Source organism: Paraburkholderia phenoliruptrix (assembly GCF_902859825.1).
Lineage (GTDB): Bacteria > Pseudomonadota > Gammaproteobacteria > Burkholderiales > Burkholderiaceae > Paraburkholderia > Paraburkholderia phenoliruptrix.
On record NZ_CADIKB010000003.1, the window covers coordinates 241,591 to 257,758 of the forward strand.

General features: G+C 59.8%; 12 protein-coding genes. 10 read left to right on the forward strand and 2 right to left on the reverse strand.

Translation table 11 applies throughout. The annotated features are described in order from the left end of the window. The first annotated feature begins 72 nt into the window (after positions 1-72). The 10 genes from HV711_RS05720 (at position 73) to HV711_RS05765 (ending at position 13,082) form a co-directional block, all read left to right on the forward strand. Positions 73-1,053 carry a LysR family transcriptional regulator gene (locus HV711_RS05720; RefSeq protein ID WP_244142658.1) on the forward strand — a complete coding sequence of 327 codons (981 nt, stop codon included), beginning with the start codon at positions 73-75 and terminating at the stop codon, positions 1,051-1,053. A 209-nt stretch (positions 1,054-1,262) separates the two neighbouring features. Then, positions 1,263-3,041, forward strand: coding sequence for an L-arabinonate dehydratase (gene araD / locus HV711_RS05725; protein WP_035478195.1), 1,779 nt, complete (start codon positions 1,263-1,265; stop codon positions 3,039-3,041). 16 nt (positions 3,042-3,057) lie between these two features. Continuing rightward, positions 3,058-3,792 (forward strand): ribonuclease activity regulator RraA, encoded by a 735-nt coding sequence (locus HV711_RS05730; RefSeq protein WP_035478197.1) that lies wholly within the window; start codon positions 3,058-3,060, stop codon positions 3,790-3,792. Positions 3,793-3,883: 91 nt separating this feature from the next. After that, positions 3,884-5,212: an MFS transporter gene (locus HV711_RS05735; protein ID WP_035478199.1), complete on the forward strand. Its 1,329-nt coding sequence runs from the start codon at positions 3,884-3,886 to the stop codon at positions 5,210-5,212. A 119-nt stretch (positions 5,213-5,331) separates the two neighbouring features. Continuing rightward, a complete protein-coding gene (locus tag HV711_RS05740; RefSeq protein WP_035478200.1) occupies positions 5,332-6,399 on the forward strand; it encodes a LacI family DNA-binding transcriptional regulator in 1,068 nt (355 codons plus the stop codon). 328 nt (positions 6,400-6,727) lie between these two features. After that, entirely contained in the window at positions 6,728-7,618 is an 891-nt protein-coding gene (gene cyoA, locus HV711_RS05745; RefSeq protein ID WP_013591898.1) for a ubiquinol oxidase subunit II, read from the forward strand. A 3-nt stretch (positions 7,619-7,621) separates the two neighbouring features. Further along, positions 7,622-9,628, forward strand: coding sequence for a cytochrome o ubiquinol oxidase subunit I (cyoB, locus tag HV711_RS05750; RefSeq protein ID WP_035478203.1), 2,007 nt, complete (start codon positions 7,622-7,624; stop codon positions 9,626-9,628). Between the two features lie 3 nt (positions 9,629-9,631). Further along, complete coding sequence (gene cyoC / locus HV711_RS05755) at positions 9,632-10,240, forward strand: cytochrome o ubiquinol oxidase subunit III (RefSeq protein WP_028360147.1); 609 nt, start codon at positions 9,632-9,634, stop codon at positions 10,238-10,240. Next, the gene (cyoD, locus tag HV711_RS05760) at positions 10,240-10,572 is read left to right on the forward strand and encodes a cytochrome o ubiquinol oxidase subunit IV (protein WP_028360146.1); all 333 of its coding nucleotides are present in this window, start codon (positions 10,240-10,242) and stop codon (positions 10,570-10,572) included. The genes cyoC and cyoD overlap by 1 nt, the downstream gene beginning before the upstream one ends. A gap of 1,181 nt (positions 10,573-11,753) precedes the next feature. Next, on the forward strand, positions 11,754-13,082 hold the full coding sequence (locus HV711_RS05765; RefSeq protein WP_013591902.1) for a hypothetical protein: 1,329 nt from the start codon (positions 11,754-11,756) through the stop codon (positions 13,080-13,082). A gap of 116 nt (positions 13,083-13,198) precedes the next feature. Here the strand turns inward: HV711_RS05765 and HV711_RS05770 are convergent, their stop codons facing one another. Then, positions 13,199-14,161 carry an ATP-grasp fold amidoligase family protein gene (locus HV711_RS05770; RefSeq protein WP_035478205.1) on the reverse strand — a complete coding sequence of 321 codons (963 nt, stop codon included), beginning with the start codon at positions 14,159-14,161 and terminating at the stop codon, positions 13,199-13,201. 103 nt (positions 14,162-14,264) lie between these two features. Continuing rightward, on the reverse strand, positions 14,265-15,146 hold the full coding sequence (locus tag HV711_RS05775) for a GlxA family transcriptional regulator (protein ID WP_013591904.1): 882 nt from the start codon (positions 15,144-15,146) through the stop codon (positions 14,265-14,267). Positions 15,147-16,168: the final 1,022 nt, after the last annotated feature.

Below are 16,168 nucleotides of genomic sequence, written 5' to 3' on the forward strand. Positions count from 1 at the left end.
CTGATTTAAATCCGGTGTCCCCAGATTAGCGGGGCGCAAGTATTTTTGTATTCGCAATCAAACAAGGTACATTTGCGTTCAACGCAAACCTCGGCCTGCGACGCGTCTCTGCTGGCCGCCTCGCTCATCGACGCCATGCGCAAACTGCTGGAGCCTTCGCTTTATTATTTTTCGGTCGTTGCTCAAACCGGCTCGCTGACTTCGGCGACCGAGAAGCTCGGCCTCACCGTGTCCGCGTTGAGCCGGCATATCGCGAAGCTGGAAGGCGATATCGGCGTGCCTCTGTTCGAGCGTCACGCGCGCGGCATGGTGCTTTCGCACGCGGGGCGACTGCTCTTTCGTCACGCGCAGCGCACGCTCACCGACGCGCAGGCGGTGTTCGATGAAATCCAGGGCGACGAGCGGCGCCGCGCGCGCACGCTGACCATTGCGTGCACCGAAGGTTTTGCTTTCGACTTCTTGCCTGTCTCGCTAGGCGCGTTCTGCGACAAGCATCACAACGTGACCATCAAGCTGGAAGTCGTGCCTTCCGAGCGCGCGAGCCAGATGCTGTTATCCGGTGAGGCGTCGATGTCGCTCGCCTTCACATTCAAGCCCGAGCCGGGTGTGGTCGTGCAGTTCACGCAGCGCGCGCCGGTGATGGCGCTGATGCACGACGATCATCCGCTCGCGAGCAGGACGACGGTCGCGCTGAAAGATCTCGCCGCGTATCCGGTGCTGCTGCAGGACAAAGGCACGACCAACCGGCAGTTGTTCGACATTGCATGCAGTGTCGAGGGCATCGAAATCGAGCCGATGATGACGAGCCGCTACGTCGCCGCGCTCTACCGTTTCGCGCAGGTGGTGCCGAACGCGATCATGCCGTCGGGCTATGTGTCGGTGGCGAAACGCCTCGCCGTAGACCATCTCACTGCCATTGCCTTCGACAACCCGTTGCTCGCGCAACGAAGACTCCAGGTCATCACACTCGCGGGACGTCAGCTCGACGATCTGGCGCAGGCGTGCCTCGAGTGGATCATCGAGGATTTGAAGCGGACTTCGGAGCGGGCCTGAACGGCACCGCTTCGAGCTGCGTGGCTCCCGGCATGGTGCGGTCGATGTAATGCAGCCCCCGTTGCTTCAACGGCTCGTGCATCTTGTCGACGGGTGGCCGGCTCAGTGATATCCCTGAGCGACAGCCGGCCATGGTATCGCTACCATCGGCCTCATTCCCGAAAGCTCCTGTCCTGCCGCACCGTGTGCAACAGGATGGTAGCGATACCATGGAGACGGCAGTGGCGAACCGCAAAACATCCGAGGAGTTGCGCAGTTATCGCTGGTATGGCGTGAACGACCTTCGTTCGTTCGGTCATCGGTCGCGCACTGCGCAAATGGGCTATCACGCGTCCGATTACATGGGCAAGCCGGTGATCGCCGTGGTCAACACGTGGAGCGAGATCAATTCGTGCCACACGCACTTCAAGCAGCGCGTGGAGGAAGTCAAGCGCGGCATCTGGCAAGCCGGCGGCTTTCCGGTCGAGATGCCTGTCATGACGCTCGCCGAGCCCTTCCAGAAGCCCACGACGATGCTTTACCGCAATTTCCTCGCCATGGAGACCGAGGAAATTTTGAAGTCCTATCCATTCGACGGCTGCGTGCTGATGGGTGGTTGCGACAAGACGACGCCGGGCCTTTTGATGGGTGCGATCAGCATGAACCTGCCGGCCATCTTTTTGCCCGCGGGTCCGATGCTGCGCGGCAACTGGAACGGCCGCACGCTCGGCAGCGGTTCGGACACTTGGAAATACTGGGCCGAATTGCGCGCGGGCAAGATCACCGAAGAGGAGTGGAAGGGTATAGAGAGCGGCATTGCGCGCTCGCCCGGCCATTGCATGACGATGGGCACGGCTTCGACGATGACGAGCGCGGCGGAAGCGCTCGGCCTCACGCTGCCGGGCTTTTCGTCGATTCCTGCCGTCGATTCGCGCCATGCGCAGTTCGCGTCGCTGACGGGGCAGCGCATTGTCGAGATGGTGTGGACCGACGTGAAGCCGTCGGACATTCTCACTGCGAAATCGTTCGATAACGCGGTGACCACCGTCCTCGCCATGTCGGGCTCGACCAACGCGATCGTGCATCTGGTGGCTGTTGCACGCCGCGCCGGTATCGACCTGACGACCGCGCGCTTCGACGAACTCTCGCGCATCACGCCAGTGATCGGCAATCTGCGTCCATCGGGCCAATATCTGATGGAAGACTTCTTTTATGCCGGCGGCCTGCGCGCGCTGCTGGTGGAGCTGGGCGATCTGATCGACGGTTCGCAGATGACGGTCAACGGCTCGACGCTCGGCGAAAACATTAAGGGTGCCGAAATCTTCAACGACGACGTGATCCGCCGGCGCAGCAACCCGGTGGTGGCAAGCGACGGCCTCGCGGTGCTGAGCGGCAACCTGGCACCCGACGGCGCCGTGATCAAGCCCGCCGCGATGGAAGCGCATCTGCTCAAGCATCGCGGTCGCGCCGTGGTGTTCAAGGACTACGCGGACATGGCGGCGCGCATCGACATGGAAGAACTGGACGTCACCGCCGATTCGGTGATCGTGCTGCAGCACGCGGGCCCGGTCGGCGCGCCGGGCATGCCCGAATGGGGGCAACTGCCGATTCCACAAAAGCTCCTGAAACAAGGGGTGCGCGACATGGTGCGCATCTCCGACGCGCGTATGAGCGGCACGAGTTACGGCGCCTGCGTCCTGCATGTGGCGCCGGAGTCGTTTGTCGGCGGACCGCTCGCGCTCGTGAAGGACGGCGACATCATCGAACTGGACGTGGCCGCGCGGCGCTTGCATCTGGAAGTGAGCGACGAAGAACTCGCCGCGCGCAAAGCGGCGTGGCAACCGCCGAAGCTGCCTTTCGAGCGCGGCTTCGGCGTGATGCATCAGTTGCACGTATTGCAGGCGAACAAGGGCTGCGACTTCGACTTTTTGGAAGAGCCGGTGAAGCCGGCCGCGGCGGCGGTGCATGACACCCCCGCTGCGAAGCGCGGCGAACCCGAGATCCACTAATTAAAACGGAGTCCTTATGACTGCATCTGAAATAGCCGTAAGCGATGCGACGCTCGACCAACTGAGACACGTGAGCACGGCTACGTTGACCACACAGCTCTTCAAGCGCGGTTTGCGCAACATGTTTCTGCAAGGCGTCGCGCCGCTCGTGAAGCCCGCGCCGGGCGCGCCGAATCTCGTCGGCCCGGCGTTCACGCTGCGCAATATTCCGGCGCGTGAAGATCTGGATCACGTCGGCGTGTTTCAGGACCCGGACCATCCGCAGCGCAAGGCCGTCGAGACCGCGCCCGCCGGCAGCGTGCTCGTGCAGGATTGCCGCGGCGAGCGTGCGGTGGCCTCCGTCGGCTCGATTCTCGCGTTGCGCCTCGCGAAGCGCGGTGTCGCGGGCATGGTGTCGGACGGCCCCGTGCGAGACAGCGGGACGATCGCGGCGCTGGGCTTGCCGATCTGGTGCGCGGGCGCGAGCGCGCCGCTCAATCTCGCGAAACATCATGCCGTTGACATGAATGTGCCGATCGCGTGCGGCGGCGTGCCGGTGTATCCGGGCGACGTCGTGGTGGCGGATGTGGACGGCGTGGTCATCGTGCCGCGCGAGATGGCCGCTGACGTCGCGCGCGACGCCGCCGAGCAGGAACAGCTCGAAGTGTTCATCGCAAAGCGTATCGAAGAAGGGCGCCCGTTGCGCGGCACCTATCCGCCCAACGAGGAAACCATGGCCGCTTACGCGCAATGGCGCGCACAACAGCCGTAAGCGGCGCGGCCCTTTCGCTCGCCGGCGGCATTCACGCCTCATTCATCGCGAAACACAGGCTCGCGCGAAGTACGCGGCCGTAGGAGACACTGTGAGCACCACGACACCGGAAATTGCCGAATCGCGTCTGATCAACCGCCTCGCCCTCCGCTTGATGCCGCTATTGGGGCTGCTTTATCTGGTCGCCTATATCGACCGCTCCAATATCAGCTTCGCGAAGCTGCAGATGCTCGGCAGCCTCGGGCTTTCCGAAGTCGCGTACGGGCTCGGTGCGTCGCTGTTTTTTATCGGCTACCTGATTTTTGAAGTGCCCAGCAACGTGATGCTGCACAAGTACGGCGCGCCGCGCTGGATGGCGCGCATCATGTTCACGTGGGGCGTGGTGACGATACTGCTCGCCTTCACGACGAACGCTACCATGTTCTACGTGCTGCGTTTTCTGCTCGGCGCGTCGGAAGCCGGGTTATATCCTGGTGTGATCTACTATCTGACGCTGTGGTTCCCGGCGCGGCACCGCGTGCGCATGCTCGGCTATTTCACGGTGGGCAGCAGTCTCGGCAATATGCTCGGCGCGCCGGTCTGCGGCTGGCTGCTGGACAAGGGCGGCCTCGCGGGTCTCGAAGGCTGGCAGCTCGTCTTCATCGTGACAGGGCTGCCCTCCGTGCTGTTGACGGTGGTCGTGCTGTTCCTGCTGCCCGCATCGCCGAAAGAAGCGAAGTTTCTTTCCGCCGACGAAAAAACCTGGCTCACCAGCACGCTCGGCGCCGAGCGCGCGCAGATCAAGGCGAGCGTCGCGACGCGCGATTCGCTGCTGAGCGTGCTCACCGAGCCGCGCGTGATCGGCATGGCGCTCTATTACATGATGTTGTCCATTTCCGTCTACGGCGTGAGCTACTGGCTGCCGACCCTCGTAAAGGGCTTCGGCGTGAGCAACACGACCAACGGTTTGCTTAACATCATTCCGTGGTTGATGGCGACGATCGTCCTGGCATGGCTGCCTTCCAGGCTGCGTGGCGTCGGTAATCGCGCGTTGATTGCAATGCTGGCTTCGGCGCTGCTTGGCGTCGTGTGTTTTGCGAGCGCCGTGTTTCTGCCCACCAACACGCTGCGCTTCATCGCGCTGTGTTTCGGCGCACCCTGCATGTATCTGCTGATTCCGTGCTTCTGGACCTTGCCGCCGAAATTCCTGTTCGGGGCGCGTGCCGCGGCGGGCATCGCCGCGATCAACTCTCTCGGCAATATTGGCGGCTTTATCGCACAGAACCTCGTGCCGTGGGTCCGGCAGACTACGGGCAGCGTCAAGGCGCCTATGTTGATTCCGGCGACCTGTCTGCTTGTTTTCGCCGTTGTTACCGTCTTTATTCTGCGTCGCGATAAGAGCGCCCGCGTGACGCAAAGCGCAGTGGCGGTGACCGAGTGAGCGAGGTGAGCCCCTTTGCCCTGTCGCGCGCTGAGCTGAACCGTCCGCGACGTGGCGGGCTTTAGCGCGGCTCGGCACAGTTTAGAATACGCGCGACCCATTTTCTTCTGTCAGCAACCATGCCGAACAAAGAACCGCCCGCAACTATCGGCGCCGATCTGCCCGACGCGGCAGCGCCCGCGAGGCGCGTCCGCGGCGGTCCGAAAGGCTTGCGCATCACCGATGTCGCCGCGCAGGCGGGCGTTGCGCCGATCACCGTGTCGCGCGTGTTCAACAGTCCGGAGACGGTGGCGCCCGAAACGCTCGAACGCGTCCGGCAGGTCGTGCAAAAACTGGGCTATGTACCCAACCGGCTGGCGGGCGGTCTGTCGTCGTCGCGCTCGCGGCTGATTGCCGCGATTGTGCCGACCATTGCACATTCGCTCTTTTCCGACACGATTCAGGTATTCAGCGAGGCCATGTCGCGTGCGGGTTACCAGGTGTTGCTCGCGTTGAGCGGCTACGACGGTTCGAGCGAAGAGGCTTTACTCGACGCAGTGCTGAGCCGGCGCCCGGAAGGCGTGCTGCTCACGGGCGTCGCGCACACGGATTCGCTGCGCGCGCGGCTTGCGAACGTCGGTATTCCGATCGTCGAGACGTGGGACATGACGGAACAGCCTATTGACATGCTGGTCGGCTTTTCGCATTACCAGACCGGCGTCGCGGTGGCGGAGCATTTTCTGCAAACGAACAGGCGCAAGCCTGCCCTCGTGTCGGCCAACGACGAGCGTGCACTTGCGCGCCGCCGTGGCTTTCGCGAACGGCTCGCCCGGGCAGGCATCGACGATATTCCCGAAGTTCTCGTCGCGCCGCCGAGTTCGGTGGCGATTGGCAAAGCGGCGCTGCCGCGTTTGATCCAAGAGGCGCGCCATATTGACGCAGTGTTTTGCGGGTCGGACCTCCTTGCGATAGGCGCATTGAGCGCGGCCCAGCAATTGGCGCTGAGCGTACCGTCGCAACTCGCAATCTGCGGCTTCGGCGACCTGGAGTTCGCGACCGAGACGACGCCGCAACTCACTTCCGTGCACGTCGACGGAACACGCATCGGGCTCACGGCCGCGCGATGCCTGCTGGACCGGCTCGCCGGTTCCGCGCAAAACAGGGTGACCGACGTAGGCTTCGAGATCATTCGGCGCGCCACCACGTAAGCGCGCTTCGGCTATTTGCTCGACGAGGCGCGACGGTGCTTTGTCATACGCCGGCGGTCTTTCTCGCACACCGCCGGGATTCGCGACGCGTGTCCAGAGGCGTTGCAACTCTTCTCTTCCTCTCGTCTTTTTCTCCGTATGCGCTGCAAACGCTGTGTCGCACCTCGCGCAGAGGCCCGGCGTGCCGCGATTGCACTTAGCTTGTCCGAGATCATGTCTCCGATTCAACGGCGCTTTTAGAATGCGACGGCGCATGAAGTAGTGGTCTGGTCTTCATCGCGAGAACCTTGTGTAGCGTTTCAGACCGGTCCATGGAAATCAGGCAGATATGGTGAATAAGACCTTTGAACGGGTGTCGATACCCTTGGGGGCTGGGCTCGTTGCGTGTCTTTCGGGATGCAGCAAACTGGACGTGCTCGATCCGAAGGGCAGCGTCGGCATGGCGGAAAAGTCGCTGATCAGTACCGCGACAATGGCCATGCTGATAGTCGTCGTGCCGGTGATCGTCATGATCCTCGTGTTCGCGTGGCGTTATCGCGCAAGCAATCGCAACGCGACCTATGCGCCCAGATGGGCGCATTCCACCGCGATCGAAACGGTGGTGTGGACCGTACCCACGCTCATCATTCTGTTCCTCGGCATCCTGACCTGGAATACCACGCACGAACTGGACCCTTACCGGCCGATCGAATCGGCGGTCAAGCCGATCAAAGTCGAGGTGGTGGCGCTCGACTGGAAGTGGCTCTTCATTTATCCGGAACTCGGTGTCGCTTCGGTTAATCAGCTGGCGTTCCCGGTTGGTACGCCAGTCGACTTCAAGATCACCTCCGATTCCGTGATGAACTCGTTCTTCATTCCGCAACTGGGCAGCCAGATCTATGCGATGGCCGGCATGCAGACGCAACTGCATCTGATCGCCGACCATGCGGGCGATTACGCCGGTATCTCCGCGAACTATAGCGGCAAGGGCTTTTCGGACATGAAGTTCCGCGCGCTTGCCGTCACGCCTGCGCAGTTCGACGCGTGGGTCGAAAAAGTAAAAGCCTCGCCGCGCAGGCTCGATATGAATGCGTATAACTCGGTCGCGCAACCGAGCGAGAAGGAGCCTGTGGGGTACTTCTCCTCAGTCGATTCGAGGCTCTTCAACAACATCATTGCCAAATACAACAACGGTAATGTCCTTGATCTGCAGAACAGCAATTGCCGTACAAAGGGTTAGCACATGTTCGGAAATCTGACACTCTCCGCGATCCCGTTCGACCAGCCCATCATCATGGGGGCGGGCGCACTGATGCTGGTCATGGTGCTTGCAGTGGTCGCGACACTGACCCGGCTCCATAAATGGAAATGGCTGTGGCACGAGTGGCTCACAAGCGTGGACCACAAGAAGATCGGTGTGATGTATATCGTCGTCGCGGTGTTGATGCTGGTGCGCGGTTTTATCGACGCGGTCATGATGCGTCTGCAACTGGCACTCGCCTATCACTCGCCGGGCTATCTGCCGCCGCATCATTACGACCAGATCTTTACCGCACATGGCGTCATCATGATTTTTTTCATGGCAATGGCGTTGATGGTCGGTCTGTTCAATCTGGTCGTGCCGTTGCAGATCGGCGCGCGTGATGTCGCGTTCCCGTTTCTCAATTCGCTCAGTTTCTGGATGACGGCAATCAGCGCGATCCTGATGAATCTGTCGCTCGTGATCGGCGAGTTTGCTCAGGTCGGCTGGCTCGCGTATCCGCCGTTGTCGGAGTTGCAATTCAGTCCGGGGGTAGGCGTCGATTACTACATATGGAGCCTGCAGTTGTCCGGCGTCGGCACGCTGATCACGGCGATCAACTTCTTCGTGACGATTGTGCGGATGCGCGCGCCCGGCATGACGCTGATGAAAATGCCCGTGTTCACGTGGACTGCGCTGTGTTCGAACGTGCTGATCATGGCGACCTTTCCGATTCTCACGGTGGCGTTGGCGCTGCTCGGCCTCGACCGCTACATGGGCATGCATTTCTTCACGAATGAAGCCGGCGGCAATGCAATGCTGTACCTGAACCTGATCTGGGCATGGGGACATCCGGAGGTCTATATCCTCGTGCTGCCGGCGTTCGGCATCTATTCGGAAGTGATTGCGACGTTCTCGAAGAAGCCGCTGTTCGGTTACCGGACCATGGTCTATGCAACCTGCGCAATCATGGTGCTGGCATTCCTTGTCTGGCTGCATCACTTCTTCACGATGGGCTCGGGGGCGGACGTCAATGCGTTCTTCGGCATCATGACAATGGTCATTGCCATTCCCACCGGCGTGAAGATATTCAACTGGCTGTTCACGATCTATCGGGGACGCCTTGAATTTTCCGCGCCTGTATTGTGGACGATCGGCTTCATGATCACGTTCACGATTGGCGGCATGACCGGCGTGATGATGGCAATTCCCGGCGCGGACTTCGTGCTGCACAACAGTCTCTTTCTGATCGCGCATTTCCATAACGCGATCATCGGCGGGGTCGTTTTCGGCTACCTGGCCGGGTTTCACTACTGGTTCCCGAAAGCATTCGGTTTCAAGCTCAATGAGAAACTCGGCAAGTGCGCTTTCTGGTGCTGGTTCGTGGGCTTCTATGCTTCGTTCATGCCGCTCTACGTGCTGGGCTTCATGGGTATGACGCGGCGCCTGAACCACTATGACAATCCGGCGTGGCATCCGTGGCTGATTGCGGCCGCTTGCGGTGTCGCTTTGATCGCGGTGGGTGTGGCCTTCCAGGTCGCGCAGGTGTGGGTCAGCGTGGCCAACCGCAAGAAGCCCGAGTACCGGGACACGACGGGCGATCCGTGGGACGGCCGCACGCTCGAATGGGCGACCGCGTCGCCGCCGCCGGTGTACAACTTCGCGATCATCCCGACCGTACACGAACTCGACGCCTATGCGCACATGAAGGAGGCCGGCAGCCATCACGCAAAAGTGCCGGTGTATCGCGACATTCACATGCCGTCGAATACGAGTGCCGGTTTGTTCATTGGCGCGTTCAGTCTCGCGCTCGGGTTTGCTGGCGTCTGGCACATCACGTGGCTGGCCGTCGCTGCACTCCTCGCGATTGTGGCCACATTGATTGTGCGCAGCTTCGGCGACAACGGCGGTTATTACATCTCCGCGGATACAGTGCGGGAAATCGAAGGGAAGCGCGGCCCTGCCGCCGCTGCGGTAGAGAGCCGCGAACTGGAAGCCGTGGAGGCCTGATCGATGTCGCACAAAACACTTTCCCTTTCGCTCGACGACGCGCACGGCGACCACGGTTCGTCGGACACGGTGTTCGGTTTCTGGCTGTATCTGATGACCGACTGCGTGCTGTTCGCCTCGCTCTTCGCAGTGTTTGCGGTCATGTCGAATCAGTTCGCAGGCGGCCCCTCGGGTAAGGACCTATTCGACATCGGCGGCGTCGCCGTCGAGACTGCCGCGCTGCTGTTGAGCAGCATCACATACGGTTTTGCCATGCTGGCAGCACGGCGCCGCAAGTCTGCTGCCGTACTCGGCTGGCTCGCTGTCACGTTTGCGCTCGGACTTGCGTTTCTCGTTCTGGAGATGCGCGAGTTCTCGCATCTCATTGGAGAGGGCGCCGGCCCCGGCCGCAGCGCGTTCCTGTCGTCGTTTTTCACGTTAGTCGGGACGCACGGCCTGCATGTCACGGTCGGACTTGTGTGGATGGCCGTACTGGCCGTGCAGGTGGTGCGCACGCCGGAATTGTCGGAGCGCCAACTCACGCGTCTCACGTGTCTCAGTCTTTTCTGGCATTTCCTCGACATTGTGTGGATCTGCGTTTTCTCGTTTGTCTATTTGGGGAGCGTGCTGTAATGGCTCACATGCAATCACTTTCGGCGAATTCGAGCCATGGCAGCGTACGAGGCTACGTCTGCGGCTTCGTGCTCTCAGTCGTGCTGACCGCGGCGGCATTCTGGCTAGTCATGCGCGGTGCTTTTCCCGCGCAAACGGCGATGATCGCACTGTCGGTTCTCGCCTTCGTGCAAATAGTCGTGCACCTGGCGTTTTTTCTGCATGTCGACATGTCGGCTGGACAGCGCTGGAACGTCATGGCGCTCGCCTATACGGCGCTGGCCGCGCTGTTCCTGATCGGCGGCACCGTGTGGGTTATGCACAATGTCAGCATGAACATGATGTCCCGCTAGACGGGGCAACGAGTTGCATCAGCCGTTGCTGTGGGGAGTGCGGTCGACCGGACTCCGCGCAACCCTGGTTTCCATGACGCGCGCCGCCGCGGTCTCTCTTGCGCGTCAGTCTGCGCAACAGTTGTGAAAGCGCCGAATAAAAAAACCGACAGCAGCGCAACGCGACGTTTGCAATATCCATTCGCACCGCTAGCTAATATCCCTGCATATCAAATATCGCCCCTGATTTTTGTCTGTCCGGGAGCTTCTCGGCGTTTATCGAGCGCCAGCATTATTCATGTTTCCGATTTTAAGGGGCTCCTCGCGAGTTGATGGTGTGCACGGGCCGATTCTATCGATCGCCTGTCGTGTTTCACGCTTTGCGGCGCACCGGCGCTTGAGGCGCGCACCGCGTTGAGTGTGCTTTACAACGGCGTTCGTTGGCGGTCCCTTCGAGCAGTGAGACCGAAGATAGCGTTAACCACGAGAAAAGAAATTTCGTACTATGTTTCATTGCGGAAAATTCCATCCGGCACTTGCTGGACAGTTACTGCGTTTCACTTGGGTTTCGTCTGATGATGGCATTTATTTCTTATTGATGAAGCGACGCCGCCGCGCCAAAGAAAGAATTACTGTCGAAATGCACCGATTGAAAAGATGTTTCTAGGGTCGGATTCCTAAACGTTAAGTCCATCTAATCTTCCGATCATCATCAGAAAGCAGGAATTTTCGCGCGATGCGAAGTTCTCGGAAAGATTCCTGCTTTTTGGCCGAAAAGCACTACTTTCCATGTGACCGGCCCTGCATTAGCGGGTACGATTTACCCCGGTCGCAACGCAGAAGCGAACAACTTTCCGAGCGAGCGGCGTTCCGGCGCAGCTGGTAAGAGGTTGGCACGGCAGCGGTTCGGCTTGGCAGCAGTTAGGCCGCAAGCGGTTTTTCCAGAAGATTATCAATATATCGCGGCGTTAAGCGCATCGCGGCGGGCGGAGCCTTTCCCGCGCGAACAAGGTTATTCCACGTTGTCTGCGGCAATGTGATGGCGCTTTTGAAAGGTGCTAATGGCGCACCGTACGATTGTGCATTATAAGCACAACGAACTAATAATAGAGTGGGCCAAAGAAACGTAGTTCTCATCGAACTTCGAAAATTTAACTTTTGATTTTTTATCGAGAATTTTCTCGACAGTGGAAAAAACAAACATGGTTAAACGACGACAATTCATCGGAGGCCTAACGGCCCTTGCCGGTAGCTATCTTCTTAGCGCCTGTGGCGGCGGTGGCTCCGCAGACGGTAACGCAAGCTCAACGGCCAAAGTGTCCGCAAATCCTGTGGCGAAAGCCCGCTCCGTTTCCGCGTCGGCCAGCGGCACGGCCATGCCGCCAGCGGCTTCGATCACCGACAGTGCCGGCGACGTCTGGACGCTCGCCAATGGCGTCATCTACCGCAACGGTTCGACCGTCGGCAACACGTATGACGTTTCTCTCGTGCTTTGGTATGGCGGCAAGATCTGGCATTGCGGCACGGGTGGGCAGTTCTACGTGAATGCGGACGTCGCCGAGGAATGGCTGCCTTGCAACGATCCGCGCATCGACGTGGCACCGGCGCCGGGAAGCTTCTATGGCATGAACGGTCACGCCGATTACAACTACACGCCCGATGAGATCGTGTCGATTCTCAAAGGCATGAATTGCACGAGCTATCGTGTGGGCGTCACGGACGATCCCAAGGACCTGAATGCGGTTATCAAGCTTGCCAAGGCGTTCCAGTCGGCCGGACTCACGCTGCTCGTGCTGATCGACCAGGGCGTATATGAGTCGGGCGGGGTGATGGCGAGCGAATCCGTCGCCTACGATCGCGGCTACTCGATCGCCGCCACTGTAGCCAAGGCGCTGCAGCCGTATGGCGTGACGATTTATGAATGCGGCAACGAGTTGACCCGACAAGACGCGACCGTGATGGACTTCACGTACGCGGGCTCCAAGGCGAGCGACTTCAACAATCGGAACTGGCCCATCATGCGCGGTGTCATGCGCGGCATGATCGACGGCGTCAAGTCGGTGCAGCCGTCCGCGAAGTGCGGCATCAATTTCTGCGTGGCAGACGTGGGTGCGTCAGACGCGCTGTGGGACGGCCGGCAGCCTGACGGAAGCGGCGGCTATCCGCAGGTGCGTTGGGACATCACGACCTGGCACAATTACGAAGTGTACGGCGACCTGTTCGACATCGGCACCGACGGCGCCGGTCCGGGATTTGATCTGGCGACGTATTGCAAGGCCCGTTACGGCGTCCCGCTTATCGTCACCGAGTGGAACACGGGTCCGGAGAAGTCGGCGAGCTATCGCGGCACCTACATCTCGGACAGACTCGCGGCGTTCTACGACGCTCGCAAGAGCCACAACATCCAGTCGGTCATGTACTACGTTCTGGATAGCGGCAACAGCACGTACGGCATCATGATCAACGGCAAGCCGATCGACGCGCCTTACAACGCGTTCACGAGCTTCACGTCCGCGCACGCCGACACCTGAGCTGACTTCGCTGCACGGTCAATCAACCTGGTTCTCGTCCTGCCTGCAGGGCGAGGCCAGGTTGATTTGCGTCGGCATTTTCCCTGCATGCGCGGGCGATTGGCAACTGCGATCTTTCAGCGACAGAAGGTGTCCGGCACCAATTTTCCCCACTCATAGTCGATCCTGTCCGGCGTGAAAGGCAGAACGCCCGCGCCCGGCGTAAACGTTAGCTCGCCGAAGTAAACACGGTTGTCCGGCGCATAGAGATCCACGCGAACATAGTCAAAATCCTCACACAGCTTCGTGGCGGCTTGCAGAATGGCATCGAGGTTCTGTGGGCGCGGCGCTGGCATCGGACTGCGCTTGTAGTAGCCGATGGCGATGTCCAGATGATTCCAGTCGACGTCGTAGACATCGCCCCGAGTATTCCCACCAAACCTGTCCGAGATCACCAGGATGTAGATGGTGGGCTGTCCGGTTCGGCCGCCGAAGCAGTGCAGCTTGTAGTCCGCGGGAATCTGGCCGCTCTCGTCCAGCAACAGTTTTTCAAAGAAGATGCGCGGCCTGATCTGGCGGTAATGGCTTTCACGGGCGATCTTGTAGAAGTCGAGCGTCAGCCAGTAGTTCGACAGGTCTCGCAGTCGCTCGAATGAAGTGGCGGATTTGCTTCTGACCACCTCCACATAGCTGCTGCCGTGATTGGCTTTCATGACGAACGCGTCTGGAAGGGCATCGAATACTTCTTCCGTGAAGGCCTCCGGTGCGGCAAGCAGCGGTATGACGTGCTGTTCGCCGATCTTTCTCGCCACGTAATCACGGACCGTCAGTTTGTCGGTCAATTCGACGAACCATGGGTCCGGCCGCAGATTCTTCTGCAGGATCTTTTCGTTGAACGTGGTGGGGCGAAACAGGTTGGGATAGCGGCCAATTTCCTTATGATGTAGCAGGCTGAGAAACACGGGTGCGGGCAACATCGATTTGGCCGCTTCTTTCAGCCTTCTTGTGAGAGACTCTTTACGCTCCCCACCGTGATGGCGTGCGACCTCTGCCGGCACAGCGGCGTCGCTGGGGAAGTGCACTGACTTGGTTGTTGTCATTGTTCAGTCCCTGGTGAATAGCGGGTCGGTATCCGACCCGCGTGCGCAGCCGGACCATGCAACGTAACAGTTGCGCGTCGCCCGTCTGCGTCGGCCTCAGCCGTCAATCGTCGATCGCCACGCATCGCTCGGCCACTTCGAGGCGCTGCTGCGCGCGGAATTGCGTGGGTGACATCCCATAGCGTTCCTTGAAGAGTCGGCCCAGCCGATTGCCGTCACCCATGCCACAGCGTCTCGCGATCTTGTCGACGGGCAAATCGGTATTGCGGAGCATGGCGCGGACGACTTCAAAGCGCGTGCGCAACAGGTACTCGAGCGGCGTCATGCCGAACTCGAATTTGAAGCGGCGCTGGTAGTTGCGCTTGCTCATCGCCGCACATTCGGCGGCCTTCGCAACGGAAATGGGATTGCTGTAGTTCTCTTTGATCCAACGCGCCGATTCGCGGATCTTCTCCGTTGTCGTGGTGATGCTCGCATCGTCCAGTTCGAATTTGTCGGACTCGACGTAATTCGTCTGCAGCATGTCGGCAATCTTGCGGGCCACTTCGGTGCTCAGGTCTCGCTCGATCTGCGCGAGTGCGAGATCCGTCGGCGTCGCGCTATTGGCTCTCGCGGTAGTGGGCGCATCGTCAAACAGGAAGATCGGCACGGTGGAATGCATCGGGTCCTTGCAAATGACCATCAGGTTCGCACCTTGCTGGATGTCGAACGACGCAATCGAGCCTTGACGCGCTATCCATGAGAGCAGTCGGTCATTGGACTCGAGCGCGCGTGCAGCGTCGCGGCACGCCACAAACAATGCATGGAAATCGCCGAGCCGATTGCGCTCGATGCTTTGGGTCCAGATCGAAATGCCGGACGAACTCGTCACCAGTCCGCCGCTTTCGGACAGTACTGAAAGACGATAGGGCGAGTCGTCGGCGGCACCATCTGACAATTCGTTTGCAAGCCGGAACGCGTCGCCGATTGCTCCGGCAGTGGCCATCGAGCATTCCTGCGAAACTAGAAGCCCGATGTGCTTTGCAGGCTTCCGCGTCGCCACTCTTGGACCGCGCCGGTGCGTATCGAGGTACGACGAAAGAAAATCGGTGGAAGTCGTCACGCTTAGTTCTCCAAACAGGGTGAATCACTGTCTACGTGACGAGATTAGCGTACTCGAATCAGGCTGGCGAACCTGGCCGGTAATCGATGGTGTTTTGGCGCAATAGGGATGATTGGGGAAATTGTTACCTCGATTGCCTAAATAAAGCCATACAAAAAGGCCCTTGAGTCAGCAAGATTTGCTTCGCATCATTTTCAAGCGGTTATTGAGGGTCGCAAGACGCTTCCGCGCGAAAGCCCCGTCCGATAAGGCATAACGAGCGAGTCGCCGCCATTCGCGCTGTCCGATAAGCACTGAAGTGTCACTAAATGTATGTGACAGGAAATGGCGTTGCTGGTATCACTCTGTTACATCCATTGCACATAGCTACAAGACTTTGCAGATTGCGTGTTGCTCAGAAATGGCTTCGGCGGAATCGGCCAATAGCACCCGAATTTATGCCGCTGTGCATACGCTTATTCGCACGGGCGCTATGCTTCACTGCAGCAACTGTAGCAATAGCGGTTTGCCCTTGTAGGCGCTATCGAATGCCAGTAATGCGCAATTTCTTCGCCTTTTCGCTTGTGTGGGTCGATTGAGGTGTAGTTATTGCCGTGTCCTGAAGTGCTTTGCACTGACGACGTACGAAGAGGCACCGCTCAATCGAGTCCGGGGCCGCGCTGCGTATGGCGAAGCAAGTCGTGCGGGCTGTCGGTGTATTGAACACGTTAACCATTTGTAGTACGAAATAAAGGCGAGGCGCGGCGTCAAGCTGTCGTTCCGCTATCTGGGGGATTCTAGAGTCTGGAGACGGGGCGAGCCGTGCTGCTTGCGGCGCAGCCTTTGATCGTTCAAGCAGGTGGACAGCCACTTGGCTTGGCAAAACCATGACGTAGCTCCGACCAGGCGTCGCGCTACGCCATACG

Coding starts and splice junctions, on each gene's coding strand:
- araD (WP_035478195.1), top strand. CDS start 1,263: ATGGAGACGGCAGTGGCGAACCGCAAAACATCCGAGGAGTTGCGCAGT.
- HV711_RS05730 (WP_035478197.1), top strand. CDS start 3,058: ATGACTGCATCTGAAATAGCCGTAAGCGATGCGACGCTCGACCAACTG.
- HV711_RS05740 (WP_035478200.1), top strand. CDS start 5,332: ATGCCGAACAAAGAACCGCCCGCAACTATCGGCGCCGATCTGCCCGAC.
- cyoA (WP_013591898.1), top strand. CDS start 6,728: ATGGTGAATAAGACCTTTGAACGGGTGTCGATACCCTTGGGGGCTGGG.
- cyoB (WP_035478203.1), top strand. CDS start 7,622: ATGTTCGGAAATCTGACACTCTCCGCGATCCCGTTCGACCAGCCCATC.
- cyoC (WP_028360147.1), top strand. CDS start 9,632: ATGTCGCACAAAACACTTTCCCTTTCGCTCGACGACGCGCACGGCGAC.
- cyoD (WP_028360146.1), top strand. CDS start 10,240: ATGGCTCACATGCAATCACTTTCGGCGAATTCGAGCCATGGCAGCGTA.
- HV711_RS05765 (WP_013591902.1), top strand. CDS start 11,754: ATGGTTAAACGACGACAATTCATCGGAGGCCTAACGGCCCTTGCCGGT.
- HV711_RS05770 (WP_035478205.1), bottom strand. CDS start 14,161: ATGACAACAACCAAGTCAGTGCACTTCCCCAGCGACGCCGCTGTGCCG.
- HV711_RS05775 (WP_013591904.1), bottom strand. CDS start 15,146: ATGGCCACTGCCGGAGCAATCGGCGACGCGTTCCGGCTTGCAAACGAA.